This is a genomic window from Nonomuraea sp. B5E05 (assembly GCF_039880665.1).
Classification (GTDB): Bacteria; Actinomycetota; Actinomycetes; order Streptosporangiales; family Streptosporangiaceae; genus Nonomuraea.
In genome coordinates this window covers 365,206-389,542 of the sequence record NZ_JBDPMJ010000004.1, presented here as the reverse complement: position 1 = coordinate 389,542, position 24,337 = coordinate 365,206, and the positions used below count along the sequence as shown (strand labels likewise).

At 71.6% G+C, this 24,337-nt stretch carries 26 protein-coding genes; 9 read left to right on the top strand and 17 right to left on the bottom strand.

Annotated features, from left to right (window positions below):
• Positions 1 to 11: 11 nt before the first annotated feature.
• From ABGB01_RS10610 to ABGB01_RS10590, 5 genes are all read right to left on the bottom strand, one after another.
• Positions 12 to 323 (bottom strand): hypothetical protein, encoded by a 312-nt coding sequence (locus ABGB01_RS10610; protein WP_347772778.1) that lies wholly within the window; start codon positions 321 to 323, stop codon positions 12 to 14.
• Between the two features lie 70 nt (positions 324 to 393).
• On the bottom strand, positions 394 to 744 hold the full coding sequence (locus tag ABGB01_RS10605; RefSeq protein WP_347772776.1) for a DUF202 domain-containing protein: 351 nt from the start codon (positions 742 to 744) through the stop codon (positions 394 to 396).
• 8 nt (positions 745 to 752) lie between these two features.
• Positions 753 to 1,079 (bottom strand): DUF202 domain-containing protein, encoded by a 327-nt coding sequence (locus tag ABGB01_RS10600; protein ID WP_347772774.1) that lies wholly within the window; start codon positions 1,077 to 1,079, stop codon positions 753 to 755.
• A gap of 64 nt (positions 1,080 to 1,143) precedes the next feature.
• On the bottom strand, positions 1,144 to 1,533 hold the full coding sequence (locus tag ABGB01_RS10595) for a hypothetical protein (protein ID WP_347772772.1): 390 nt from the start codon (positions 1,531 to 1,533) through the stop codon (positions 1,144 to 1,146).
• A 148-nt stretch (positions 1,534 to 1,681) separates the two neighbouring features.
• On the bottom strand, positions 1,682 to 2,668 hold the full coding sequence (locus ABGB01_RS10590; RefSeq protein ID WP_347772770.1) for an alpha/beta hydrolase: 987 nt from the start codon (positions 2,666 to 2,668) through the stop codon (positions 1,682 to 1,684).
• A 139-nt stretch (positions 2,669 to 2,807) separates the two neighbouring features.
• Between ABGB01_RS10590 and ABGB01_RS10585 the strand changes: the two genes are divergently transcribed.
• The 5 genes from ABGB01_RS10585 (at position 2,808) to ABGB01_RS10565 (ending at position 8,348) form a co-directional block, all read left to right on the top strand.
• The gene (locus ABGB01_RS10585) at positions 2,808 to 3,395 is read left to right on the top strand and encodes a helix-turn-helix domain-containing protein (protein WP_347772768.1); all 588 of its coding nucleotides are present in this window, start codon (positions 2,808 to 2,810) and stop codon (positions 3,393 to 3,395) included.
• The gene (locus tag ABGB01_RS10580) at positions 3,388 to 4,767 is read left to right on the top strand and encodes an MFS transporter (protein ID WP_347772766.1); all 1,380 of its coding nucleotides are present in this window, start codon (positions 3,388 to 3,390) and stop codon (positions 4,765 to 4,767) included. The genes ABGB01_RS10585 and ABGB01_RS10580 overlap by 8 nt, the downstream gene beginning before the upstream one ends.
• Before the next feature lie 96 nt (positions 4,768 to 4,863).
• The gene (gene bla, locus ABGB01_RS10575) at positions 4,864 to 5,772 is read left to right on the top strand and encodes a class A beta-lactamase (RefSeq protein ID WP_347772764.1); all 909 of its coding nucleotides are present in this window, start codon (positions 4,864 to 4,866) and stop codon (positions 5,770 to 5,772) included.
• Positions 5,772 to 7,892 (top strand): transglycosylase domain-containing protein, encoded by a 2,121-nt coding sequence (locus ABGB01_RS10570; RefSeq protein WP_347772762.1) that lies wholly within the window; start codon positions 5,772 to 5,774, stop codon positions 7,890 to 7,892. The genes bla and ABGB01_RS10570 overlap by 1 nt, the downstream gene beginning before the upstream one ends.
• 198 nt (positions 7,893 to 8,090) lie before the next feature.
• Complete coding sequence (locus tag ABGB01_RS10565) at positions 8,091 to 8,348, top strand: UBP-type zinc finger domain-containing protein (protein WP_347618239.1); 258 nt, start codon at positions 8,091 to 8,093, stop codon at positions 8,346 to 8,348.
• Positions 8,349 to 8,827: 479 nt separating this feature from the next.
• Here ABGB01_RS10565 and ABGB01_RS10560 read toward each other — a convergent pair whose 3' ends face one another.
• A complete protein-coding gene (locus ABGB01_RS10560; RefSeq protein WP_347618238.1) occupies positions 8,828 to 9,970 on the bottom strand; it encodes a hypothetical protein in 1,143 nt (380 codons plus the stop codon).
• A 230-nt stretch (positions 9,971 to 10,200) separates the two neighbouring features.
• Between ABGB01_RS10560 and ABGB01_RS10555 the strand changes: the two genes are divergently transcribed.
• The gene (locus tag ABGB01_RS10555; RefSeq protein ID WP_347772760.1) at positions 10,201 to 12,213 is read left to right on the top strand and encodes an ATP-dependent DNA helicase; all 2,013 of its coding nucleotides are present in this window, start codon (positions 10,201 to 10,203) and stop codon (positions 12,211 to 12,213) included.
• A 321-nt stretch (positions 12,214 to 12,534) separates the two neighbouring features.
• On the opposite strand, the gene ABGB01_RS10550 is transcribed toward ABGB01_RS10555, so the two are convergent.
• From ABGB01_RS10550 to ABGB01_RS10525, 6 genes are read right to left on the bottom strand one after another with little or no spacing between them, the layout of a single operon-like run.
• Positions 12,535 to 13,287 (bottom strand): SGNH/GDSL hydrolase family protein, encoded by a 753-nt coding sequence (locus ABGB01_RS10550; RefSeq protein WP_347772758.1) that lies wholly within the window; start codon positions 13,285 to 13,287, stop codon positions 12,535 to 12,537.
• Positions 13,284 to 13,718, bottom strand: coding sequence for a type II 3-dehydroquinate dehydratase (gene aroQ, locus ABGB01_RS10545; protein ID WP_347618235.1), 435 nt, complete (start codon positions 13,716 to 13,718; stop codon positions 13,284 to 13,286). Before aroQ ends, ABGB01_RS10550 begins: the two co-directional genes overlap by 4 nt.
• A complete protein-coding gene (gene aroB, locus ABGB01_RS10540) occupies positions 13,715 to 14,785 on the bottom strand; it encodes a 3-dehydroquinate synthase (protein WP_347772756.1) in 1,071 nt (356 codons plus the stop codon). The genes aroQ and aroB overlap by 4 nt, the downstream gene beginning before the upstream one ends.
• Positions 14,782 to 15,300: a shikimate kinase gene (locus tag ABGB01_RS10535; RefSeq protein WP_347772754.1), complete on the bottom strand. Its 519-nt coding sequence runs from the start codon at positions 15,298 to 15,300 to the stop codon at positions 14,782 to 14,784. The genes aroB and ABGB01_RS10535 overlap by 4 nt, the downstream gene beginning before the upstream one ends.
• Positions 15,297 to 16,478, bottom strand: a complete 1,182-nt coding sequence (gene aroC, locus ABGB01_RS10530; RefSeq protein ID WP_347618232.1) for a chorismate synthase — start codon at positions 16,476 to 16,478, stop codon at positions 15,297 to 15,299. Before aroC ends, ABGB01_RS10535 begins: the two co-directional genes overlap by 4 nt.
• 46 nt (positions 16,479 to 16,524) lie before the next feature.
• Positions 16,525 to 17,106 carry an A24 family peptidase gene (locus ABGB01_RS10525; RefSeq protein WP_347772752.1) on the bottom strand — a complete coding sequence of 194 codons (582 nt, stop codon included), beginning with the start codon at positions 17,104 to 17,106 and terminating at the stop codon, positions 16,525 to 16,527.
• Positions 17,107 to 17,348: 242 nt separating this feature from the next.
• On the opposite strand from ABGB01_RS10525, the gene ABGB01_RS10520 reads away from it, so the two are divergent.
• Positions 17,349 to 18,290, top strand: coding sequence for a hypothetical protein (locus ABGB01_RS10520; RefSeq protein ID WP_347772750.1), 942 nt, complete (start codon positions 17,349 to 17,351; stop codon positions 18,288 to 18,290).
• Positions 18,291 to 18,440: 150 nt separating this feature from the next.
• On the opposite strand, the gene ABGB01_RS10515 is transcribed toward ABGB01_RS10520, so the two are convergent.
• Complete coding sequence (locus tag ABGB01_RS10515) at positions 18,441 to 18,983, bottom strand: SseB family protein (RefSeq protein ID WP_347772748.1); 543 nt, start codon at positions 18,981 to 18,983, stop codon at positions 18,441 to 18,443.
• Positions 18,984 to 19,343: 360 nt separating this feature from the next.
• Positions 19,344 to 20,435 (bottom strand): ring-opening amidohydrolase, encoded by a 1,092-nt coding sequence (locus ABGB01_RS10510; RefSeq protein ID WP_347772746.1) that lies wholly within the window; start codon positions 20,433 to 20,435, stop codon positions 19,344 to 19,346.
• Between the two features lie 153 nt (positions 20,436 to 20,588).
• Here ABGB01_RS10510 and ABGB01_RS10505 point away from each other — a divergent pair, with 153 nt between their 5' ends.
• Both ABGB01_RS10505 and ABGB01_RS10500 read left to right on the top strand, forming a co-directional pair.
• Positions 20,589 to 21,272 (top strand): alpha/beta fold hydrolase, encoded by a 684-nt coding sequence (locus ABGB01_RS10505; protein WP_347772744.1) that lies wholly within the window; start codon positions 20,589 to 20,591, stop codon positions 21,270 to 21,272.
• A gap of 102 nt (positions 21,273 to 21,374) precedes the next feature.
• Positions 21,375 to 22,475 (top strand): FUSC family protein, encoded by a 1,101-nt coding sequence (locus ABGB01_RS10500; protein ID WP_347618226.1) that lies wholly within the window; start codon positions 21,375 to 21,377, stop codon positions 22,473 to 22,475.
• Positions 22,476 to 22,482: 7 nt separating this feature from the next.
• On the opposite strand, the gene ABGB01_RS10495 is transcribed toward ABGB01_RS10500, so the two are convergent.
• The 3 genes from ABGB01_RS10495 to ABGB01_RS10485 form a co-directional block, all read right to left on the bottom strand.
• Positions 22,483 to 22,863 carry a type II toxin-antitoxin system death-on-curing family toxin gene (locus ABGB01_RS10495; protein ID WP_347772742.1) on the bottom strand — a complete coding sequence of 127 codons (381 nt, stop codon included), beginning with the start codon at positions 22,861 to 22,863 and terminating at the stop codon, positions 22,483 to 22,485.
• Entirely contained in the window at positions 22,860 to 23,063 is a 204-nt protein-coding gene (locus ABGB01_RS10490) for a ribbon-helix-helix protein, CopG family (protein ID WP_347772740.1), read from the bottom strand. The genes ABGB01_RS10495 and ABGB01_RS10490 overlap by 4 nt, the downstream gene beginning before the upstream one ends.
• A 98-nt stretch (positions 23,064 to 23,161) precedes the next feature.
• On the bottom strand, positions 23,162 to 24,328 hold the full coding sequence (locus tag ABGB01_RS10485; protein WP_347772738.1) for a pyridoxal phosphate-dependent aminotransferase: 1,167 nt from the start codon (positions 24,326 to 24,328) through the stop codon (positions 23,162 to 23,164).
• Positions 24,329 to 24,337: the final 9 nt, after the last annotated feature.

Here is a 24,337-nt window from a genome sequence, read left to right as displayed (position 1 = left end):
CTCACCGAGAGTCAGGTCAGGCCACGGCGGCGCCGCTGCACCGGGCTGAGCAGCGGTGTCGCGTCGGGCACGCCGGGCTCAGCCGGTGGGACGAGCTCCGGATGACGCGACAGATAGCCGTCCGGGAACCTGGTGGACTGCTGGCACCCGCAGTGCGGGCAGATCACGCCCGGGCCTGGAGGCAGCGCGGGCAGGCCGTCGCGCAGCCACACCTCGGTCTCGTTGCCGTGGCGGTCGTCGATGCGCCTGACCAGATACTGCTCTTCCCAGACATACCAGCAGCGGCGGCATTCGAAGGGCACGGTCCTGAGTTCTTCGGTCAATGAGGTCACCCCCTCGCTTTCGAGTCTCCGCCCGCCTGGGGGAACATCGCAACCCTGGCCCGCGTGCCGGCTACCTGACCGTGAACACGAAGGCGATGGCGCCCGTGACCAGGCTCAACGTGCCGAGCCATGCGAAGACGGCGTCCAGCCGGGAGTCCAGGGGCCGGCCGCCGTGCAGGGCGGCCTGCACCCGGCGGAACCGCGCCCTGGTTCTGATCAGCAGCACGGCGCCGCAGAGCGCGGCCAGGGCGAATCCCGTGACGGCGAGGAGGGGCAGGTCGTGCCTGGCGGACAGGCCGGCCGCGCCCAGCCCGCCGGTCGCCAGGGCCACCGCCGTGCGCACCCAGGCCAGCCGGGTGCGTTCGCTCTGCAGCCCTTGGTCCCAGATCTCCTCGTCGGGCGCCTTCGCCTCCTCCCCCACCCGCGGCCTCAGATCGACAGCACGATGAGGACGAGGGCGATCACGGCGACGGCCGCGACGCCGTAGCCGAAGACGGCCGCGAGCGCGGGCGGGGGCAGCGGCGCCTGCCGTCGCAGGGCGCGCTGGATGTTGCGCCAGCGCGGGTAGGCCAGGCCCGCGGCCAGGGCGGAGAGGGTGACGAGCATGATGGCCAGGGCTGTGCGGATCCAGGGGACGAACGTGTCGGCAGGGACCGCCGCCATGGCCACCCCGCCCGCGCTGAGCGCCAGCGCCGTGCTCAGCCAGGTGAGGAAGGTGCGTTCGTTGGCCAAGGTGAAACGCGGGTCGGGTTCCATGACAAAAACGCTAATTCGTCTACTTTTCCCCTAGAGAAGTCGGGATTGCCCTTTCCGTCGGAGGTCAGCCGGTGCAGGCCTTGGCGACCTTCTCCAGGTAGGCGGCCGAGTCGGTGCCGACCTTCTGCGCCGCGTCGACGGCGTCGTTGACGCTGGTGACGGAGATGCCGCTCAGGGTCGCGGCCAGGTCGTCGGTGGCCTCCTTGAGCGTGGTGTTGGTGGCCTTGTCGGCCACGTCGTTGAGCTTGGTCGCGGCGTCGTCGAGCGCCTTGTCCATGGCTTGCGGGTCGTCGGTCAGCTTGGTGATCTGCGCGCCCAGATCAGTGACGATCTTCGGCGCCTCCAGGCACGCCTGTGCCTTGTCGATGGTGTCGTTGACCTCGCCGCACCCGGCGGCGAACAGGCACACGGCGAAAGCGGCAAGGGGCAGGAACCGGCTCTTGAGGTGGCGCATGTTTCGACCCTACCCAACGAACGGCCACGCGACGTGACCGCTGCTTTTCGGATAGTAGACGCGACCGAAACCCGCGATCGCCCCCACACGATTCGTCCGGGAGAGGCTCTCGAGCCGGCCGCGACCCGCACACCGGAAAGACGGCGGTTCACCTCGTGGGCAGGCCCTGGAGCCAGCCGATGAGCAGGCGGTTGACCTCGCCGGGGCGCTCCTGCTGGAGCCAGTGGCCGCAGCCGTCGAGGATGTGGGAGGCGGTCAGGCCCGGCATCGTCTCGGGGAGCGCCTTGATGGCGCCGGCCATCCAGGTGGTGGTGGGGTCGAACTCGCCTCCGGCGAACAACGCGGGCTGGGTGATCGCGGCGCCGTCCCACGCGGCGAGGTCCTCCCAGTCGCGGTCGACGTTGCGGTAGCGGTTGAGGGCGCCGGTCAGCCCGGTCCGCTCGAACTCGCCGGCGTAGACGTCGAGGTCGGCCTCGGTGAGCCAGGACGGCAGCCCGCCCCTGGGGAAACGGTCGGAGAGCCGGCCGCCTTCGGGGACGGAGGAGGCGCCCGTCGCGGGCATCGTGCCGGCCGAGAGCGCGGCGTAGATTCCCGCCAGCCAGCCGCGGACGTCGGGTTCGATCTCCGCCTCCGCCCGCCCGGGCCGCTGGAAGTAGCTGACGTAGAACTCCTCCTCCCCGCCGAGGCGGGCGAAGGCGTCGGTCGGCCGGACGGGCCCGCGCGGAGAATAGGGCACGCTGAGCAGGGCCACCGCGGTGAACACGTCCGGCCTGAGCAGGGCGCTGTTGGCGGCGATCGGCGACCCCCAGTCGTGGCCCGCGACCACCGCGGACCGCTCGCCGAGCGCCCGCACGACGGCGACGTTGTCGGCTACGTGGTCGAGCATCCGGTACGCGTGCGTCTGCGCGGGCTTGGACGAACGGCCGTAACCGCGTACGTCGATGGCCGCCGCGCGGAAGCCCGCCGCGGCGAGGGCGGGAAGCTGGTGCCGCCAGGAATACCACGACTCCGGGAAGCCGTGGACCAGCAGGACCAGAGGGCCTGCGCCCTGTTCGGCCACGTGGATGCGGCCTCCTGGCGTCTCCACCAGCCGGTGCCGCACCTCGGCGGGCGAGAAAGACGGGTGATCGGTCATGCGTCCTCCCAACGGGTTTGTCTTCGCATCATGCGGGCCCAGGGGCGGCGGGCGCACATCGTCTTGCCGTTCCGGCAACGGGCCCCCGATGCCAAGGATTTCCTTGACATACCTCCCCCCGGGCCTGAAGATTCCAAGCATGTCTTTGGAATCATCGCGGCGGCGGCTCGACGACCCGGCGGCCATGCGGGCCTTCGCCCATCCCGTCCGGCTGGCGCTGCACGAGCTGCTGCTGCGGGCGGGCCCCACGACCGCCGCCGACGCCGGGCGCGTGACCGGCGTCAGCCAGGCGCTGGCCTCCTACCACCTGCGGCAGCTCGCCAAATACGGCTTCGTGGAGCAGGCCGAGGCCCGCGACGAGCGCGAGCGGCCGTGGAAGGTGACCGAGCGCGTCCAGGAGTGGGGCGACGGCGCGCCCGGGCTCGAGCACTCGGCCGCCAGGAGCCTGCTGGAGCAGGTCATCGCCGAGCGGGCGCTCGCGCGGCTGGCGGATTGGGGGGAGCGGCGGCAGCAGGAGCCGGAGCCGTGGCGCTCGATCAGCGGGATCGGCAACTTCCACCTCCACGCCACGCCCGACGAGGTAGCCGAGATCGGCGCGGCCATCACGGAGTTGCTGGAGCCGCTGATGGCCCGCGTCGGCGACCCGGCGGCGCAGCCCGACGGCGCCCGGCCCGTGCTCCTGACGCAGGTCGTCGTCCCGCTGCCGCCGGCCGGCTCCGATGGCTGAGGCGCCCGCCGGGACACCGCCCGGGGAGCCGCCCGGGGAGCCGCCCGGGGAGCCGCCCGGGGAGCCGTCCGGGACACCGGGCACCGCGGCGTCCGGCGCGGTCTCCCGGATGCCGGCCGGGGCGGCGGCCGGGGCGCGGGCCGGGGCACGGGCCGGGGCGGGGTCCCGGGCGCCGGGACCGCTGCGCGGCAACCGCGACTACCGGCGGCTGCTCGTCGCCGGCCTGGTCTCGCAGACCGGCGACTGGGCGATCAGCACCGGCCTGGCCTTCCACGTCTACCAGCTCACCGGCTCGACGCTGTCCACCGCCATCATGCTGGTGGTCTCGCGGCTGCCCGACGTGCTGCTCGGATCGGTGGCCGGGATGCTGGCCGACCGCTGGGACCGCCGGCGGCTGCTGGTGGTCACCGAGCTGCTGCTCGCCCTCGGGCTGCTGCCGCTGCTAGCGGTGCGCGACCCGGCCCAGATGTGGATCGTGTACGCGGTCGCGCTCTGGACGGGCGTCCTCAGCACGGTGCTCGTCCCCGCGCAGAAGGCGCTGCTGCCGCAGGTCGTGGCGGAGTCCCAGCTCGTCCGCGCCAACGCCCTGCACGGGCAGAGCGGACAGCTGGCCCGCCTGCTGGGAGCGATGCTGGGTGGCGTCGCCGTCAGCGCGGGCGGGCTGCCCGCCGTCGTGCTCGTCGACGTCACCAGCTTCGTCGTCTCCGCGGCCCTGCAGGCGGCGGTGCGGGCGCCGGGACGGCCCGCGAGGTCGATGTCGGCGGGCGGGCAGTGGATCTCGGGGCTCCGCCTGGCCATGGGGAACGCGGGCGTGCGCGTGCTGGTGGCGTACATGGTGATCACGGGGCTGGGCGAGGGGATCTTCGCCACGCTGGCCGCGCCCTTCGTCGCGGACGTCCTCGGCGGCGGCGGTGACGCGTACGGGTTGTTCCTGTCGGTGCAGGCGGTCGGCGGGCTGCTCGGCGGGCTCGTCGTCGCGGCCCGCGCAAGCGGGGCGACCCCGCGGGCGTTACTGGGCTGGGGGACGATCGTGTTCGGGGCGGTCGATCTGGCGCTGTTCGCCTACCCCCTCGCCCTGCCCGCATCCGGGCCCGCACTCTGGCCCGCGCTCGTGCTGATCGTGCTGGCCGGCGTGCCGGCGGCGGCCGCGATGGCGGGCTTCACCACCCTGGCCCAGACCGTCACCACCGACGATCGCCGCGGCGGCGTCATCGGCCTGCTGGGCAGCGCCCAGGCGGCCACGTCGCTGGGCGGCATGGCGGCGGCGGGGGTGCTCGGCGGCGCGCTCGGCATCGTCCCGACCTTGTGCCTGCACGCGCTCGGGCTGGCCACCGCCGGCGGAATGGTGCTGCTGACCTGGCGTCATGCGTGATCGGATATCGTTCCCTTCGCGATATCGCTATTAGACATCCGCTGATCGAATCTGCTTTGCTCCTGCCCTCTGACGGACGACGGCAAAGGATTCGACATGCGACACCTCCGGGCGGCGACGGCGACCGCTCTGACGATCACCCTCCTCGGGTGCGGTCTCGTCACCGGCACGGCCTCGGCCACGACGGTCACGTCCGGGCAGGCCCGGGCCACGAAGGAACTGCGGGCGCTGGAGACCTCGTTCAAGGGCCGCATCGGCGCGTACGCGGTCGACACCGCCACCGGCAGGACGATCGCGTACCGCTCGAGCGAGCGCTTCCCGCTGCTGTCCACGTTCAAGGCGATGGCGTGCGCGGCGGTGCTGCACAAGGCCCGCACCTCCCGGCCGGGGCTGATGAACAAGCGCGTCCGGTGGACGGCCCGCGAGCTGGTGGAGTACTCCCCCGTCACGGAGAAGCACGTCAAGGACGGCATGACCGTGGCCGCGCTCTGCGACGCCGCCATCACCATGAGCGACAACACCGCGGGCAACATGGTCCTGAAGCAGATCGGCGGACCGGCCGGCCTGACCAGGTACTTCCGGTCGCTGAACGACCGCGTCTCACGCCTCGACCGCTGGGAGACCGAGCTCAACGACTGGACGCCCAAGAGCCGGCGCGACACCACCACCCCGTCGGCCATCGCCCGCGACCTGCGCGCCGTCACGTACGGCAAGGCGCTCAACGCCAAGGACCGCGCCCGGCTCAACGCCTGGCTGATCGCGAACAAGACCGGAGACGCCCGCATCCGCGCCGGCCTGCCCAAGACCTGGACGATCGGCGACAAGACCGGCACCAACTCCGACGGGTTCGGCGGCGGCAACGACATCGCCGTCATCTGGCCGGACAAGAAGGCCGCTCCCATCATCATGGCCATCTACACCAACCGCACGCCTGGCCTGGCCGCCGACGACAAGACCATCGCGAAGACCGCCACCATCCTGGCCCGCGGGCTCGGAAGGCTCTGATGGCACGCCGGGGGACACAGATCCTACGCCTGGCCGCCGTGGGGGTGGCGGCGGGTGTGCTGGTCGCGGGGATCGCGCTGCCCGCCGTGGGCGGCGCGGGGTTCGGGTTCGTGGCGGCGGCCGACGGGGTGAACCTCGAGCCCGCCGACCTGGTCGAGCCGCCACCGGCGGAGGTCACGATCGTGCAGGACTCCAGGGGGAAGGAGATCGCCCGCTTCTACGAGGAATACCGCGAGGTCGTCGGCTTCGACGAGATCGCCGACGTGATGAAGACGGCCATCGTCTCGATCGAGGACTACCGCTTCTACGAGCACGGCGCGATCGACGTCGAGGGCACGCTCCGGGCGCTGGCCGCCAACCTGCGGGCGGGCCGGGTCAGCCAGGGCGGGTCGAGCATCACCCAGCAGTACGTCAAGCAGGTGCTACTCAACTCGGCCGGCAGCGACGAGGAGCGTAACGCGGCGGTGGAGGCCAGCTACGCGCGCAAGCTCAGCGAACTGCGGTACGCCATGGGGGTCGAGGAGAAGTACACCAAGGACCAGATCCTTGAGAAATATCTGAACATCGCGTATTTCGGCGCGGGCGCCTACGGCGTGGAGGCGGCGGCGAAACGTTTCTTCGGCGTCAAGGCCTCCGACCTGACCCTGCCCCAGGCGGCGACGCTGGCCGGGGCCGTGCAGGATCCCAACGCCACCGACCCCAACCTGGGCAGGGCGCAGCGCGAGCGGCTGCGGGCGCGGCGCGACGTCGTGCTGGGCCGGATGGCCGAACTCGGCAAGATCACCCCGGCCGGGGCGGCGAAGGCCAAGGCCACCGGGCTGGGATACAGGGGCACGAAGCTCCCCGGCGGCTGCGAATCCAGCAAATATCCGTATTTCTGCCTGTACGTCAGGCATGAGATTCTCAGCGACCCCGGCTTCGGCCCGACCGCCGAGGCCCGCCTGGCCAGGCTCAACCGCGGCGGCCTGACCATCAGGACCACGATCGACCCGGCCATGCAGGCCGCGGCCGACCGGGCGATCAAGACGTGGGTCAGGCCCTCGGACCGCGCCGTGGCCGCCGAGGCCCTGGTCCAGCCGGGCACCGGCGCGATCAGGGCGATGGCCGCCAGCAGGCGCTACGGCCGCAGCGCCGCCAGGAACGAGATCTCGTACAACGTGGTCGCGGACGCCGCGCACGGCGGCGGGGCCGGGTTCCAGGCGGGCTCCACGTTCAAGACGTTCACCCTGCTCGCCGCGTTGAAGCAGGGCATGAAGGTGGACGACGGCCTCAAGGCCGGCGCCGGCTACCGCGCGCCCGACTACGCGGCGTTCCGGAACTGCGCGGGCGAGAACGTCGGCGACCCCACGCACACGGTCACCAACGACGAGGGCTCGCCGGGCTGGAAGACGCTGCGGACCGGCACGTGGGACTCCGTCAACACGTTCTTCATGGAGCTGGAGCAGCGGGTCGGGCTGTGCGAGACGGTCACCATGGCCACATCGCTGGGGATCCGCCGCGCGGACGGGAAGAAGCTGCAGGAGTACGAGACGTTCACACTCGGCATCAACGAGATGGACCCGGTGACCGTGGCGAACGCGTACGCGGCGATCGGGGCGCGCGGCCGCCACTGCGCGCCGATGGCGATCACCCGCATCACCGACCGGGACGGCTCGACCACCCGCTACCGGCCGAAATGCCGCCAGGTCCTCGACCCCGCCGTCGCGGACGCGGCCTCGTCCGTGTTGTCGGGCGTGTTCACCAAGGGCACGATGCGCGGCGTCGGCGGCATCGGCCGGGACGCGGCAGGCAAGACCGGCACCACCGACGACTACGCGGCGGCTTGGTTCGCCGGGTTCACGCCCGACCTGGCGGGCGCGGTGAGCGTCGGCGACCCGCGCGGCTCCCAGCGGCACAAGCTCGTCGGGGTGACGCTCGGCGGCCGCTACCACGGTGCGGTGCAGGGCGCGAGCGTGCCCGGCCCCATCTGGCGGGACACGATGGCGGCGGCGCTGAAGCGCGTGACGCCGACGTCGTTCACCCCGATGGACACGGCCCGGTTCGGCGGCTGCGACGAGCTCTGCCGCCCCGGGCGGCGTGATGCGGAAAACCCGGAAAGCCCGGGAACGCAACTCCCTTAATGCGCCCGCTGGCCGGAGACCGCACTACCTCTGCGGCACCGAGCCGGGATCCACGCCCAAGAAGGTCGAGAAGACCGGGGAGTTCCCCACGCTCGGTGACACCGCCGTGTTCATCGAGTGGCGCGGAGGAGCCCGCCTGCGGCGGGGCGCCGGCGCCCCGCCAAGGGCCGAGCCGCACGGCGGTCATAGAATGGGTCTATGGCCACGTGCGAACACCTTTCCCAGGCCGACGACCCGGCGGCGAGGACGCCGGAGGGCTGCGAGGAATGCCTGGCCGACGGAGGCCGGTGGGTGCACCTGCGGCGCTGCCTGGAGTGCGGTCACATCGGCTGCTGCGACTCCTCGCCGGCCAAACACGCCACCGCCCACTTCCACGCCACCAGCCATCCTGTGATGCAGTCCTACGAACCCGGCGAGCAGTGGCGCTGGTGCTTCGTGGACAGCCGGATGGGTTAGCGCTCCAGCATCGCCTCTTTGGGCGGCGAACGGGATCAGCAACATCAGCGCGTTCTCGACCAGCGAGTCGCGCGTACGCTCGAACACCCACGACAGGTCGTACGCCAGCGCCAGCCCGACCGACAGCAGCCCCACGGGCCGCCTGACCTCACGCAGCCGCAGGTAGGAGCTGTCGAGCACGGCGGAGTAGAGCAGCGGCGGCAGGAACACCAACAGCGCCAGCTCCGGGTCCAGGCCCATGGTGGGATTCACCGGCGCTCCCCTCCCCCTCGGCCCGATCACCCCGCCGTGAACGTACCCGCGGGAGGAGCGTGGCCCGCTCACGTCGCGCGGGAACGGTCACCGCGCCGACGGATCCCGTGTGAGCGGACCCCGCGCCAGGGGGCGAGGTGCGGCGCACGGCGTGCGGGGGGCGATGACGCGTCAGGCGGACGGGGCGCGCGGCGGAGGCGTTGCGGCGACGGACCGGCGGGCGCGCGTCACCACTCCCTGCGGTCGCTTCTTTCGTGGTAGTCCGGCTGCTCGGGACGCAGGCGCTCGCCCGTGGAGAACATCGGGTCCCCGACGTACGGGCGGGTCATCTCGGGATCACCCTGTTCATGGCGGCCGAGGGTCAGCAGCGGGTCCACGGGGTTCTGGTGGGGCGGCGCCTGACGTTGCTGCGGGGCCGGGCGAGGCCGGCCGGCCCCCGGGATGCCGTGCATGGGGGTGCCCAGACCGGCCGTGCTCGGCTGGGTCTGTTGCGGCTGCGGTTGTTGCGGCTGGGGCTGCCGGTAGGAGGTGTCGGAGCGGCGTCCGTAAGGGTCGGACGGGTACGGGTCCGACGGGTAGTCGGGCCGGTGCTGCTGGGCAGGCTGGTAGGGGTCGGCGGCCTGCGAAGGGAAGCCCAGCGGGTCGGTGCTGGCCGGCGCCTGACGGCGCTGGTCGCCGGGCATCTGGTAGACCGGTTCGTTCTCGACGTACTGAGGGCCGGTGAAGGGCTCGGCCTGGCCCTGCTGGATGTAGTGCGGGCCGCTCATCGGGTCGGCGGCGTACTGAGGGCCGCTGAAAGGGTCACCGGTGTAGGCCTGTTGCGGGGCGGTCTGATCGACGTATTGAGGGCCGGTGAAGGGGGCCCGCTCGCCGTAGGCGGGGGTGTGCTGCTCTCTGAGGGCCGCGGTCTCGCCGTAGGCGGGCGCGTGGTGCTCCCTCGGCGCCGCGGTCTCACCGTACGAGGCCACCAGTTTGTCCCGGGGGGCCGGCGGCGCGCCCCTGGCCACGAGGACGTCGTTGGGCGACAGGGCCGCCGTGGGCCGGTCGTCAGGCTGCGGCTGCTGCGGCGGTTGCTGAGCGTGCTGGGGCGGCCGGTGGTATTGGCCGGTGCCGGGGATGACCTCGGTGCCCGGCTCCTGCGCGGGCACCGCCGGCTGCTCGCCCGTGGCCTCGGCGTAGCCGTCGTCGAGGGTGTCGAGCAGCCGCCCGACGTCCTCCATGGGCATGCGGAAGCTCGCTGTGCACATCTCGCCCCGCCAGAGGCTGAGGACCAGTGTGCCCTCGTGCCACGTGACGCGGAGACACCGTTCCTGACCTCGCGCATCGAAGAAGACTTCGCCGAACGACGGCAAGGGGACAACTTCCGACATGGAGGACATATTGCTTTAACCAGCCTTTATTCGTCCACTCAACCCCGGAAAACCCTACGGGACCGGTCTTCCCACCTACACCGGGATTCCCTCTGGTCACGCTCGGTGGAGACTTTCTGACACCAGCTGGAGTCCCGATCGACCAGTGTGCCATGCGTGCCGTCGCGCCGATTCAGGAATGCCGGGATGCGTCTGGCCGATCACGCCGCGTTCGGCGCGGCGGCCCTGGAATGCGGGTAGCGTTTAGTGCCGTGCCGGACTCCCATCTCCCGTCAGTGGACGAACTGCTCAGCATCGCGGTCAACGCTCTCGGAGGGAGCGAACGGCAGGGCCAGATCACCATGGTCCAGGCCGTGCGGCAGGCCCTCGACGACAAGACGCACCTGGCGGTCCAGGCGGGCACGGGCACCGGCAAGTCAGTGGCCTACCTCGTGCCCTCGATCCGCCACGCGATGGACAGCGAGAAACCGGTCGTGATCTCCACGGCCACGATCGCGTTGCAGCGACAGCTCGTCGACCGCGACCTGCCGAGGCTCTCCGAGGCGCTGGGCAAGGAGCTGCCGCACGAGCCGACGTTCGCCATTCTCAAGGGCCGGCGTAACTATCTGTGCCGCTACAAGGCGACGGCGGGCTGGCCCGAGGAGGACGAGCAGGACCAGCTCTTCGACCCGCGCGAGGTGAGCGCCACCGGCCGCATGGTCCAGCGCATCCAGGAGTGGGCCGAGGAGACCGAGACCGGCGACCGCGACGAGCTGGTGCCCGGCGTGAGCGAGCAGGCGTGGCGGCAGTTCTCGGTGAGCGCGCAGGAGTGCCTGGGAGCCACCCGCTGCCCGAGCGGCGCCGAATGTTTCGCCGAGCTCGCCAGGGCGCGGGCGGGCGAGGTCGACGTGGTCGTGACCAACCACGCGCTGCTCGCCATCGACGCCATGGGCGACCTGCCGGTGCTGCCCGAGCACGAGGTCGTCGTCGTCGACGAGGCCCACGAGCTCGTCGACCGGGTGACGTCGGTGGTCACCGGCGAGCTGTCCGACACCTCGGTGATGCTGGCGGTCCGCCGGGTCGGCCGGCTGATCGAGCAGCCGATCGCCGACCAGCTGATGGAGGCCGGCGAAGACCTCAAGGCGCTGCTGACCGCCGCGCCGCCCGGGCGCATCGACGAGCTGCCCGAGGTGCTCGGGCTGACGCTGGCGCTGGTGCGCGACACGGCCTGGCGATGCATCACCGCGCTCGGCCCGCGCAACGCCGACAAGGACGACCCCGACAAGGCGGGGCAGCGCAAGGCCGCGTTCACGGCACTCGACGAGGTGCACGACACCGCGGTGCGCATGCTGGAGGCCTACGGGCACGCAGCGGAGGCCGACCGGGCGGAGGTGGTCTGGCTCGACGCCGGCACCGACCGCCGGCCGCCGATGTTGCGGGTCGCGCCGCTGAGCGTCAGCGGCATGCTGCGCGACAAGCTGTTCGGGGAGCGCACGGTGGTGCTCACGTCGGCCACGCTCGCACTCGGCGGCACGTTCGACCCGCTGGCCGCGCAGTGGGGGCTGGGCGAGGGCAGAAGCTGGCAGGGCATCGACGTCGGCTCGCCGTTCGACCACCCGCGCGCGGGCATCCTCTACGTCGCCAAACACCTGCCCCAGCCGGGGCGCGACGGGCTGCCGCAGGCCTACCTCGACGAGATCGCCGAGCTGATCGAGGCGACCGGGGGCCGCACGCTGGGGTTGTTCTCGTCGATGCGGGCGGCCAAGGCGGCCACCGAGGCGCTGCGCGATCGGCTGGACGTGCCGCTGCTGTGCCAGGGCGACGACTCGACGATGCTGCTCGTCAAGCAGTTCGCCGACGACGAGCCGACGTGCCTGTTCGGGACGCTGTCGCTGTGGCAGGGCGTCGACGTGCCCGGGCCGTCGCTACGCCTCGTGATCATCGACCGGGTGCCGTTCCCGCGCCCCGACGACCCGCTGACCTCGGCCCGGCAGCGCCACGTGGCGGCCAAGGGCGGCAACGGGTTCATGGCGGTGGCGGCCAACCACGCCGCCCTGCTGCTGGCCCAGGGCGCCGGCCGCCTGCTGCGCGCCCAGGACGACAAGGGCGTGATCGCGGTCCTCGACCCGCGCCTGGCCACGGCCCGCTACAGCGGCTTCCTCCTGGGTTCCCTTCCGCCGTTCTGGCGCACGAACGACCCGGCCATCCCCCGGGCGGCACTCAAACGCCTCGCGGAAACAGCCTCTGAGGCACGCGACGGTTGACACATGACCGGTTCGCGGCCGGCCTACGCCAGACCGGCCGCGTGGGCGGTCGACTTGCCGGTCGTGTGGACGGTGGGGGTCGGCTGCGCATGCGTGCGGGCCCGGCCATCGACGAAACCGCGTGCCAGGAGCCACTCGGATGCGCGCCTGTGGTGGTGTGATCGCTGCCCGGCCGTGCGCATCCCCGGTCACGGGTTTGACCACGGTGAGGGCCGAGAGTGCGCTCCGTAACGGCGGTCCGCCGGTGAAGGGTCAGCGGGCGTTTCCTGGAGGGCCGTCAGCCACCCGCGACGGGTGGCTGAACCCGGCGGAGCCGTGACACTAAAAAGGAGAAAGATCCGGACGCTTGGGAGAGACCCCGTCGCCGGAGGAGACGCCGCGGAGGCGGCGGGAGACCCAGGGGACGAGGTGTTCGCGCATCCACTGGGCGTCTTCGCGCCGGCGCGCCCGGGGGTCCACCGCCCGCTCCGGCCAGCCCTTGCGCCAGTCGTCGAACGGCACCCCCAGCACGTCGAGCACGCGCGCGGCGACCAGCCGGTGACCGTCTTCGTTCATGTGCAGGCGGTCGGTGCTCCATGCCCGCCAGTCACGCAGCCCCTGCATCGACCACTGGTCGACGAGCCGGCACCCGTAGAGGTCGGCGATGGAGCGCAGGTGCAGGTAGAAGATGGCGAAGCGGCCGCGCAGGCGCCGCATCACCGGCGTGTCGCGCGGGTCGACCCCGGTGAACAGCAGCACGTCGGCGCCCCCGGCCCGCAGGTCGCGTACGGCTCGCGCGACCTGCTTGGCCATCAGGTCGGGGTCGCTGCCGGGCCTGAGCAGGTCGTTGCCGCCGGCGCAGAAGCTGACCAGGTCGGGCGCCATCTCGACGGCCAGCGGCACCTGCTCGGCGACGATCTGGCTGATCAGCTTGCCGCGCACGGCCAGGTTGGCGTAGCGGAAGCCGGGGTTGTCGGTGGCGAGCCGTTCGGCCACCCGGTCGGCCCAGCCACGGTAGTGGCCGTCCGGCCCGGGGTCGTTCAGCCCTTCGGTGAAGCTGTCGCCGAGAGCGACGAAGGACTTGTAATGCCTCATGAGGTCGTCTTCATCTCCGCGATAGCGTGCAGCGCAAGGATGTATGACTGTAGCCCGAAGCCCGCGATCGTGCCCGTCGCCACCCCGGCCACGACGGAGGTATGGCGAAACTCTTCCCTGGCCGCGGGATTGGAGATGTGCACCTCGACGAGCGGGGCGGTGCGCTGGGCGATCGCGTCGCGCAGGGCGTAGGAGTAGTGGGTGAAGGCGGCCGGGTTGAGCACGACGGGGATGCGGCCGTCGCAGGCCTCGTGGATCCAGCCGATCAGCTCGGCCTCGTCGTCGGTCTGGCGCACCTCGACGTGCTCGCCGAGCTTGCGGCCGGTGTCGCGGCAGAGGGTGGCGAGGTCCTCGAACGTCTCGGCGCCGTAGACGTCGGGCTCGCGGACGCCGAGCCGGCCCAGGTTGGGGCCGTTGAGCACGAGGATCATGCGGAGATCTCCTTGTAGGCGGCTTCGAGCAGCTCTTCTGCGGGATCTTCGAGGCGACCGGGTCGCGCCAGGTCGTCGAGCACGACGAAGCGCTGCTTGGCTCCGCGGTTCTTCTTGTCCAGGCGCATGTGGTCGCGCAGCCGGGGCCAGGCGCCGGCGCGGTAGGAGACGGGCAGGCCGACGCTCGTGAGGATCGACCTGGTGCGCTCGACCAGGTCGGCGCGTCCGGAGAGGCGTGACAGCTCGGCGGCGTAGACCATGCCGATGGCGACGGCCTCGCCGTGGCGGATGGTGTAGTGCTCTTCGCGCTCGATGGCGTGGGCGAGCGTGTGGCCGTAGTTGAGGACTTCGCGCAGGCCGGACTCGCGCAGGTCGGCGCCCACGACGTCGGCCTTGACCTGGATCTTGCGCTCGATCAGCTCGCGGGTGTGCGGGCCGCCGGGCGTGGTGGCGGCCTCGGGGTCGGCCTCGACGAGGGTGAGGATGTCCGGGTCGGCGATGAAGCCGCCCTTGATGATCTCGGCGAGGCCGGCGACGTAGTCGGCTCTGGGCATGCTGTCGAGCGTCGACAGCTCGCACAACACCCCGGCCGGCGCAAGGAACGTGCCGACGAGGTTTTTGCCCTCGGGGGTGTCGATGCCGTTCTTGCCTCCGACGGCCGCGTCGACCATGGCCAGCAGCGTCGTGGGCACGAGCACGACCTGCACGCCGCGCAGCCACGTGCCCGCCACGAACCCGGCCAGGTCGGTGGTCGCTCCCCCGCCCACGCCGATCACGGCGTCGGAGCGGGTCACGCCGTGCCGGCCGAGCGCGGACCACAGGCGCGCGGCCACGTCGACGGACTTGGCCTGCTCGCCGTCGGGCACGGGCAGGTCGGCCACTTCGTAGCCGCGCTCCGACAGGGTCGCGGTGACCGGCCCGGCGAGATCGGGCAGGCTCTCGGGGCGGATGACCGCGACCGTGCGCACACCCGGTTTGAGCAGCGTCGCCAGCTCGGCCTGCACGCCGGTGCCGACCACGACGTCGTAGGGGTTGTCGCCGCGTACGTGGATGCGCGTCGCGCTCATGCGGGCACCCCTTTCGCGATCTCGTCGGCCAGCTCGGCCGGCTCGCGTTTGTCGGTGACCACGGTCGTCACGGCCAGCCGCTCGTAGACCGGCCGCCGCTCCTCCATCAGCTTCTTCAGCCGGCTGCGCGGGTTGAGCACGAGCAGCGGCCTGGCCGAGCCGAGCCCGACCCGCTGCACCGCGTCGGAGAGCCCCACCTGAAGGTAGACCACGTGGTGGCCCTCGAGGAGGGCCTGGGTCTCCTCGTTGAGCACGGCGCCGCCGCCGAGGGACAGGATGCCGTCGTGCTCGGCCAGCGCCCTGCGCACGGCCTGGTGCTCGAGCTCGCGGAAGCGGGCCTCGCCGTCCTCGACGAAGATGTCGGAGACGGGCTTGCCCGCCACGGTCTCGACGTCGGCGTCGGTGTCGCGGAACCCGACACCGAGCCGCTCGGCCAGCAGCCGCCCGATCGTGGTCTTGCCTGACCCGGGAGGGCCGATCAGCACGACGATGCCCGCCGATGGCTTTGCGCTCATTTGATCACCATGGAAGAGAGGTAGCCGGACAGGTTGCGCGCGACCTCCTCGACGGAGTCGCCGCCGAACTTCTCGAGCGCCGTGTCGGCCAGCACCAGCGCGACCATCGCCTCGGCGACGATGCCCGCGGCCGGCACGGCGCACACGTCGGAGCGCTCGTGGTGGGCCTTGGCCGCCTCACCGGTCTTGACGTCGATGGTGGCCAGGGCTCTCGGCACCGTGGAGATCGGCTTCATCGCGGCGCTGACGCGCAGGACCTCGCCGTTGGTCATGCCGCCCTCGACGCCCCCCGCGCGGTTGGTGATGCGCCTGACGCCGTCGTCGGCGGTGTATTCGATCTCGTCGTGGGCGCGGGAGCCGGGCCGCATGGCGGTCTCGAAGCCGTCGCCGACCGCGACGCCCTTGATGGCCTGGATGCCCATGAGCGCCGCGGCCAGCCGGGAGTCGAGCCTGCGGTCCCAGTGGGTGTAGCTGCCGAGGCCCGGCGGCAGGCCGTAGGCCAGCACCTCGACGACGCCGCCGAGCGTGTCGCCGTCTTTGTGCGCCTTGTCGATCACGGCGATCATCGCGGCGCTGCCCTCGGGGTCGGCGCACCTGACCGGGTCGTCGTCGATGCGGGCCTGGTCTGCGGGGCCGGGCAGCGTCTCGGCCGGAGTCCTGGCGCCGCCGATGGAGGTGACGTGGCTGACGATGTCGACGCCGAGCGCCTGCTTGAGGAAGCGCCTGGCGACCTCGCCGAGCGCGACGCGGGCCGCGGTCTCGCGAGCGCTGGCCCGGTCGAGCACCTGCCGGGCGTCGTCGAACCCGTATTTCTGCATGCCGGCCAGGTCGGCGTGCCCGGGGCGGGGACGGGACCTCGGCGCGTTGCGGGCCAGGCCCTCCAGCTCGGCCGGGTCGACCGGGTCGGCCGCCATGACCTTCTCCCACTTGGGCCACTCGGTGTTGCCGATGCGGATGGCGACGGGGCTGCCCATCGTGCGCCCGTGGCGCACGCCGCCCACGATCGTCACCTGGTCCTGCTCGAACTTCATCCGGGCGCCGCGGCCATAACCGAGCCTGCGGCGGCGCAGGGCCTCGTCGATGGCGGCCGTGGTCACCTCGACACCGGCAGGCAGGCCTTCGAGGACGGCGACGAGTTCGGGCCCGTGGGATTCTCCGGCGGTCAACCAGCGCAACATGACTCCAAGTCTTCCATGTGCGGCCCAGTGGCCGGACCGGCGTTCATCAACCGAGACAGAGCACGCTGAACGCCCCTAGCAGCATGAACGGCCCGAAAGGGAACTCGGTGTGCCGGGTCCCGCGCTTCGTCACCAGGAGGGCGACGGCGTACAGCGCGCCCAGCAACTGTCCGGCGAAGGCGGCGACGACCAGCGCCTGCCAGCCCAGCGCCGCGCTCGTCATGCCGATGAGCCCGGCCAGCTTCACGTCCCCCAGACCCATCGCGTACGGCCTGGCGAACCAGAGCAGCCCGTACACGACCGCCAGCGCCGCCCCGCCGGCCAGCGCCGCGGGCAGCTCCCCCGTCGGCACGAGCGCCAGCGCCATGATGGGGTACGCCGGGAGCGTGATCGCGTCGGGCAGCAGGCTCGTACGCCAGTCGACCACGGCCAGAGCCACCCCGATCACGGCGAAGCACGCGTACGGCAGCCCCACCCGCCACGCGACGAGCGCGGTGACGGCGGCGCACACCACCTCGATGACCGGCGGCCACGGGGGAACGGGGGTGACACCGTCGTCATAGGCGTCGGCCAGCGCCCGGATGGCGCGTCCGCACAGGAGTCCGAGCAGCGCCATGAGTGCGACCACGCACAGACCCTAAACCGCCCGGCCCGCCCCCGCAGGCCGATCCCCCAAGCCCCGCCACGGGAGCCGACTCGTCTCGCCGCCCCAAGCCCTGGCGCTGGGCCGGGTCGTCGTCGCGCCCCTGGCCCGGCGTGCGAGCCGGTCCGTTCGGGGCTTCGGCTATTGCGGTCGGCGAGCCGATCACGGACACTTCCCGCGTGGACAGGGATCGGTTAGTCAGGTTCGCGGTAGTCATCGCGACTTTCGTGCTCGCCCCTGTACTGCTCGAAATACTGGCCTGGTACATCGAGGGCGAGGAGTACAACGTCTCCCGCGCCATCACCGTGGTCTCCGTGGTGACAGGGCTGGCCCTGATCGCCCTGGTCGCCGGCCGGCTGCGCGGACGGCTGCCGACCATGCTGGTCACGGCCATGACCGTGACGGCGGCCGGGGGGATCGTGCTGGGGTTCGCGGCCGGGTTCGGGCCGATTCTGTGGAACGGGCACTTGTCCGGCGAACTGCTCGGCCTGTCGATGATCGGGATCGCCGCCTTCAGCTTGCTGACCGGGACGTACCTGCTGGTCCTCTTCCGGCGCGGCCTGTACGTGCCGCATCTGGAGGCGACGGCGGGCCCGTCGCCGACCACGACCAAGCGCAAGGTGATCGGCGAGTCGGAGATCCTGATCCGCACGCAGCCGGACATCAGCGCGGCGATGGAGAAGGCGCTCGGGAGCTGCATCTCCATGATCGACCAGGAGGATCTGCACTTCGTGGCGTTCTTCAGCCCTGGCGGCTGCGCCTTCTACACCGACGTGCTCGATGACGCCGACCTGCAGCACTTCTTCCACGAGTCGACACCCGAGGAACGCAGGATCACCTATCTCAAGCTGGGCCGCCAGATCGACTGGATCGGGCAGCGGCTCGACGCGCACCTCAGGCTGCTGGAGAGCGGCACGGTGATCAGGACCGTGCTGGACGTCGAGCGCGGCGCGCTGTTCCACTACTGGGTCGACCACGGCCGCTATGTCGTGGGCGTCACGCTCGACCAGCGCAAGGTCGGCGAGGCCGACGACAAGATGGCCAAGCTCGTCGACATGATCCGCGGCCATTTCACGCTGCCGCCCATCAACCAGCGCAACCGGCCGGAGCCGGGCGGGAACCTGCGCGCGATCAGGGAAGACCAGGCGTGGCCTGAGTCGGGCTCCTGACCGCCGGCGTGGCCGCGCGACGGGCGCACCTCCCTCGGCGCCCCGCAGGACAGGCGCGGGACCCGCGTCTCCAGGATCGATGAGGACGATCCGCACGTGGCGGCTTCTTCAGCCCTTCCGACCGCCGATGCCCGGCCGGTCGCCGGGTGGCTATCGGGCGGGCTTGCGTCCCCAGGGGAAGCGGCGGCGCCTGCGGGTGGGCTCCACGCGGGCGACGGTGACGCCGCTGAGGTCGCCCACGGTGCCGGACTCGACCGCCGCGAGCGCCGCCAGCACATCTCCCTCGATCACGAACTGCACCGGACCAGCCACGTCCACCACGACCGCGGCCGCCTGCTCCTGCACGGCGGCCCGGCAGACCTGGAGCGCGGTGGCCTGGATGGGGCGGGCGTCCTGACGCCACCTCACCAGCGCGCCGGAACTTGTGAACGCGAGCACCGCGTGCCTGCCGTCCTGCCCGACGAGCTTGGGCAGGGCCATCTCGCTCTCCTTCTCCTGCCGGAGCCCGTGCGCGCCGACCTCGGTCTCGGTCAGCAGGGCGACCACGGGCACGAGCAGCCTGGCGCCGCTCAGCGCGGCCAGCACCTCGGCGTCGCCGGCCGTACCGGCCTCGAAGGCGGCCAGAGCGGCGGCGACGGCGGGAGCGGCACGGCCGTCGTCGTCAGGATTCAGAGGCTGCGGGATGCTCGGCACAACCCCCGAGACTACCCGCGCCCGGATTCGGCCCCGGGCTTGGCCCGCAGCGCGCGCATCCGGCCGGTCATGGTCCACCTCCGGCCGCGCCCGGGTGACATCATGGTTTCCGATGCGGATCGCGCGCCTCCCCCTCGACGAGCAACTCGCCGCCATACCCCTCGTGCTGCGCACCAACGTGCTAACGGTGTCCTGCGTCAGGTCACGCGACCGGTCGCGGGTTTGACCACGGCGAGGGTCAAGAGTGCGCTCCGTAACGGCGGTACGCCGGTGAAGGGTCAGCGGGCGTTTCCTGGAGGGCCGTCAGCAACCTGCGGCGAGTGGCTGAACCTGGGCGAAGCCGTAACTACTCATAAAAGCTCATCCATGGTCGGAGATGGCGGCGACCGGGCCGCCGCCGGATGGGCCCTGGTGGACGGCGGCCACCGAGACGAAGACGGCGGGGTCGCCCGTGACCGAGGCCGCCACCCCGCCCACCGTCGCCTTGATCTGCCGGTGCCAGTGCACGTCGGAGTCGTCCAGCATGATGTTGCGGCGTCCCCGCACCCGCCCTGACGGGTCGGCCTCGCACTTCATGAACACGTTCACCAGCCGCCCGCCGAGGTCGGACGGATGCGGGCGCTCCGGCAGCGGCAGCCCGGAGTCCCTGATGGCCTCCCAGATGCCGTCGGCGTCGAGGGCGTCCTTCATGACGCTGTGGCCGATGCGGTAGCGGCCGCCGATCCCCCGTACGTTCCCGACGAGGACGATCTGCGCCCGGTCCAGTTCCACGCCCGACGAGCACGAGGCCACCGACGAGTAGAGCGACAGGTCCTTGTGGATCTGGTCGGCGCGTGGCATGTCGATCTCGCCGAGCGCGACGGCGATGCCGAGGGCGGTGGTGGAGTTGGACAGGTCCATCGAGGGTCCGGTCTCCTCGATGGCGGTGTCCTGGCCGCGGCTTTTGGCGTCGGTGATGGTGGCGAGGGTGAGCAGCGGCGTCTTGGTCTGTACGTAGTGCACGTCGCGCGGGTCGTCGATGCCGGCGATCTTCATGGCCTCGCGCACGCCCGCGGCGACCTTCTCGACCATGGCGGGCCTGCCGATGTCCTCGGGGAGGATCACCTCGCTCATGGCCACGCCCACCGACAGCCGCGGCTCCTCGGACGGGGGCGCGTCGGCCGTGGTGGCGAAGATGGTGGCGTGCGGGCTGAGCACCCCGTCGGTGCCGCCCGACCAGACCAGCGGCACGCTGTCCGGCGCCGGATGCCCGTGCTCGGCGAGCACCTCGCGGAAGGCGCGGTCGGCGAGGATGCGCGTGTAGTCGTTGACGCCGCCGTTGCCCTCGGTCTTGCCGACGACGGCCAGCACCCGGTCGGCCTCGATCACCCCGTCGGCGATGAGCCGTGACAACCCTGAGGCGTCGGTGACGCTCTCGATGGGCACCTTGCGCACTTCTATCGGGTCCGGCATGCGAAGCCCCTTCTTCCCGTACTTTCCCCTGTTCTGGCCCCCTGTCCTGGCGACGCTAGCCGAGCCGGTCAGCGGGGTTCATGGTCAATGTCTGCCCAGGAACGCCGCGGACGATGTCAACGTGCGCTGAGCGGCGGCGGTAGGGTCGCGCCTGTGATTCGCGACGCGCACGTCAACGGGATCAAGCTCGTCTACCGGGAGGAAGGCGAACCTTCGTCCCCCGCCCTCCTGCTGCTCCACGGGCGCACCGCCGACCACAACGACTGGAACGGCATCACGCAGCACTTCGCCGCCCGCCATCACGTTCTGGCGCTCGACCTGCGCGGGCACGGGGCGAGCGACCGTCCGGGCGAATACCCGCTGCCCGCCATGGCCGAGGACGTCGTCGGGCTGCTCGACCACCTGGGCATCGAACGCGCCACGGTGGTGGGGCACTCGCTCGGCGGCGTGGTGGCCTACCTTCTGGCCATGAGCCGTCCCGAGCGGGTCGAGCGGCTCGTGCTGGAGGATCCGCCGCAGCCCTACCCGCTGGAGAACCGCGCGCCGCTGGTGGAGGACGGGTCGACGCGGTTCGACTGGCGGATGGTGCACGACACCGAGCGGCAACTCGTCGCCCCCGATCCGGCCTGGCGGGAGGGGCTGGCACGGATCACGGCGCCGACGCTGGTGGTGTCGGGCGGGGCGGCGAGCCCGCTGCGCGCGCAGGACGTGGCGGCGCTGGTCCCCGGGGCCGAGCTGGTCACGATCGAGGCCGGGCACCTCGTCCACGTCAACGCGCGCCGCGCGTTCCTGCGGGTGGTGGACGGTTTCCTGAACGGGTCGCCGCCGGATTCCTGAACGGATCAGCGGCGGGTTCTTGATCGCAGAACCGGCTCCCGACTAAACACACCTGGCCGGGGCAAACGTGACATTGTGTCGAAGATCCGCCAAGGTGGAGAGGTGCGAACGAGGCTCAGCGATCATGTGAAGGAACGGCTGGGCACGTTCGGCCTGATGGCGCCGTCCATCGCGCAGTGCGCGGTCGGCGCCGCGCTCGCCTGGCTCACCGCCATCGAGCTGCTCGGCCACCCGCGACCGATCTTCGCACCGATCTCCGTGCTCATCTGCATCGGCGTGGGGCTCGGGCAGCGCCTGCGCCGGGTGATCGAACTGGTCGTCGGGGTCAGCCTCGGCGTCGGCGTGGGCGACCTGCTGGTGTCCTGGATCGGCTCGGGCGCCTGGCAGCTCGCGCTCGTGGTGGGGCTGGCGATGACCGTGGCGGTGCTGCTCAACAGCGGAGCGCTCTTCGTCGCGCAGGCCGGCTCGTCGGCCGTACTGGTGGCCACCCTGGTGCCCGGCGAGGACGTGGGCGGCCTGGACCGGATGGCCGACGCGCTCACCGGCGGCATCATCGGGATCGCGGCGGTCGCGCTGCTGCCCGCCAGCCCGTTCATGATCGCCGCCAAACACCTGTCCGGGGTGCTGGACGCGCTGTCGACGGTGCTGGAGCAGGCCGCCGCGGCGATCGAGAAGCGGGACGTGGAGCTGGCCGCCGAGGCGCTGGAGGAGGCACGCAACACGCAGGGAGCGGTCGAGGAGTTCGAGGCGGCGCTGGAGACCAGCAAGGAGATCGCCATGATCTCGCCCGTGCACTGGCACCGGCGGGCCCGGCTGGCGCGCTATGAGACCGCTGCCATGCCGGTGGACCTGGCCCTGCGCAACGCACGCGTGCTGATCAGGCGCACGCTGGCCTCGCTCGGAGAGGTCAGCCCTCCCCCGGCCGCGCTGGCCGAGGCCATGCGGGAGGTGTCGGAGGCGGCCCTGCTGCTGCAGCTGGAGCTGGGGGCGGGCCGCGAGCCGACGCTGGCGCGGCAGGCCTTGCTCGCCGTGGCCGCCAGGGAACGGCCCCCGCAGCTGGGGTTCTCGGCGCACGTCATCATCGCGCAGCTGCGTTCGGTGGTGGTCGACCTGCTGCAGGCGACGGGGATGGAGAACGAGGAGGCGACGGCCGCGCTGACCCCGCTGGACGAGCCGAGCGGCGGCAACACCCACCGCCGGTGACCGCCCGTCACGACGGGACGGTGAACGTACGCAGCACGTCGGCGATCTCGTCGGCCTCGGTGAGCTTGCCGGAGGCCACGGCGATGACCAGGTCGTAGGCGCTGTCGTCGTCGGTGTCGAGCACGACACCGTTGAACCGCAGAAAGACGTCCGTGACCAGCCACGGCAGCCGCTTGTTGCCGTCGACGAGCGGATGGTCGACCGCCAGCGACTGCAACAGGGCGCCCGCCTTGGTGAACAGGTCGGGATAGGCCTCCAGCCCGAACATGGCGGAACTCGGCCGGTGCACGGCCGAGTCGAGCAGGCCGAGATCCCGCACAGCGAGGACGTCGCCGAGCTCGGCCTCGGCAAGCTCCAGGACCTGCTCGAGGGAGAGGTAACGGGTCATTCGCCGAGCCGATCAAGGACGGTCCGCCAACGCTCCCTGGAGCGCGCGCCAAGGCGGCGCACCTCCTCGTCGGCCGCGTGCCGGGCGAGATATTCGTCCACCGCCGCCAGCACCACCTGCTGCATGCTGCGCCCCTCGGCGTCGGCGCGCTTGCGGAGGGCTTCGGTCTGCTGGTCGCTGAGGCGGAGGGTCATGGCCATGCCCCTCATCGTAGGCCGGGGAGTGGTATCACCGCGATACCACAGCTCCCTATTACCCTCAGCGACCGCATGCTTACACACCCTTTACGGAGGGCGCGTCAGGACGACAGGCGCTTGAGCCGGGTCACCGCCTCGTCGATGACCTCGTCCTTCTTGCAGAAGGCGAACCGTACGAAGTGCCGCCCGCGTTCGGGATGGTCGTAGAAGACCTGGGTCGGGATCGCCACCACGCCGGCCAGGCCAGGCAGCCGGCGGGTCAGCTCCAGGCCGTCCTCGAAGCCCAGCGGCCGGATGTCGGTCTGCACGAAATAGGTGCCGGCGGGCTTGAGCACGGAGAAGCCCGCGGCCGTCAGCCCCTCCATGAGCCGGTCGCGCTTGTCCTGCAGGCCGGCCCGGAGCGCGGCCACCCACTCCAGCTCGTGCCGCAGCGCGTACGCCACCGCCAGCTGCCACGGGGCGCTCGCCGTGAACGTCAGGAACTGCTTGACCGTCTGCACCGCCGTGACCAGGGCGGGCGGCGCGCACACCCAGCCGGTCTTCCAGCCGGTGACCGAGAACGTCTTGCCCGCCGACGAGATCATCACCGTGCGCTCCCGCATGCCGGGCAGCGTGGCGAGGGGGATGTGCTCGACCCCGTCGAAGGCGAGGTGCTCGTAGACCTCGTCCGTGATGGCGATCAGCCCGCGCTCCTGGCACAGCTCCGCGATGACGGTCAGCTCTTGCCTGGTGAACACCGTGCCGGTGGGGTTGTGCGGCGAGTTGACCAGGATGGCCCTGGTGCGCGGCGTGACGGCGGCGCGCAGCTCGTCGGGGTCGAACGTGAAGCGGCCGGCCTCAGGCCGCATGGTCACGGCCACCAGCCGGGCCTGGGCCAGCGCGATCGAGGCGGCGTAGGAGTCGTAGTAGGGCTCGAACGCGATCACTTCGTCGCCCGGCTCGCACAGCGCCAGCACGCTCGCCGCGACCGCCTCGGTGGCGCCCACCGTGACGAGGATCTCGCCCGCCGGATCGTAGGAGAGGTCGTAGTGGGCATAGCGGTGCTCGGAGATCGCCTGCCGCAGGTCGAGCACGCCGGGCCCCGGTGGGTACTGGTTGGCGCCCGAGCCGATCGCCTCGACCGCGCGGTCGAGCATCGCGGCGGGCCCGTCGGTGTCGGGGAAGCCCTGGCCGAGATTGATCGACCCGGTCTGCACGGCCAGCGCGCTCATCTCCGCGAAAATCGTCGTGCCGAAGGCGCGCATCCTGGAAACAAGTGGTTCGGTCACGTGCCCACA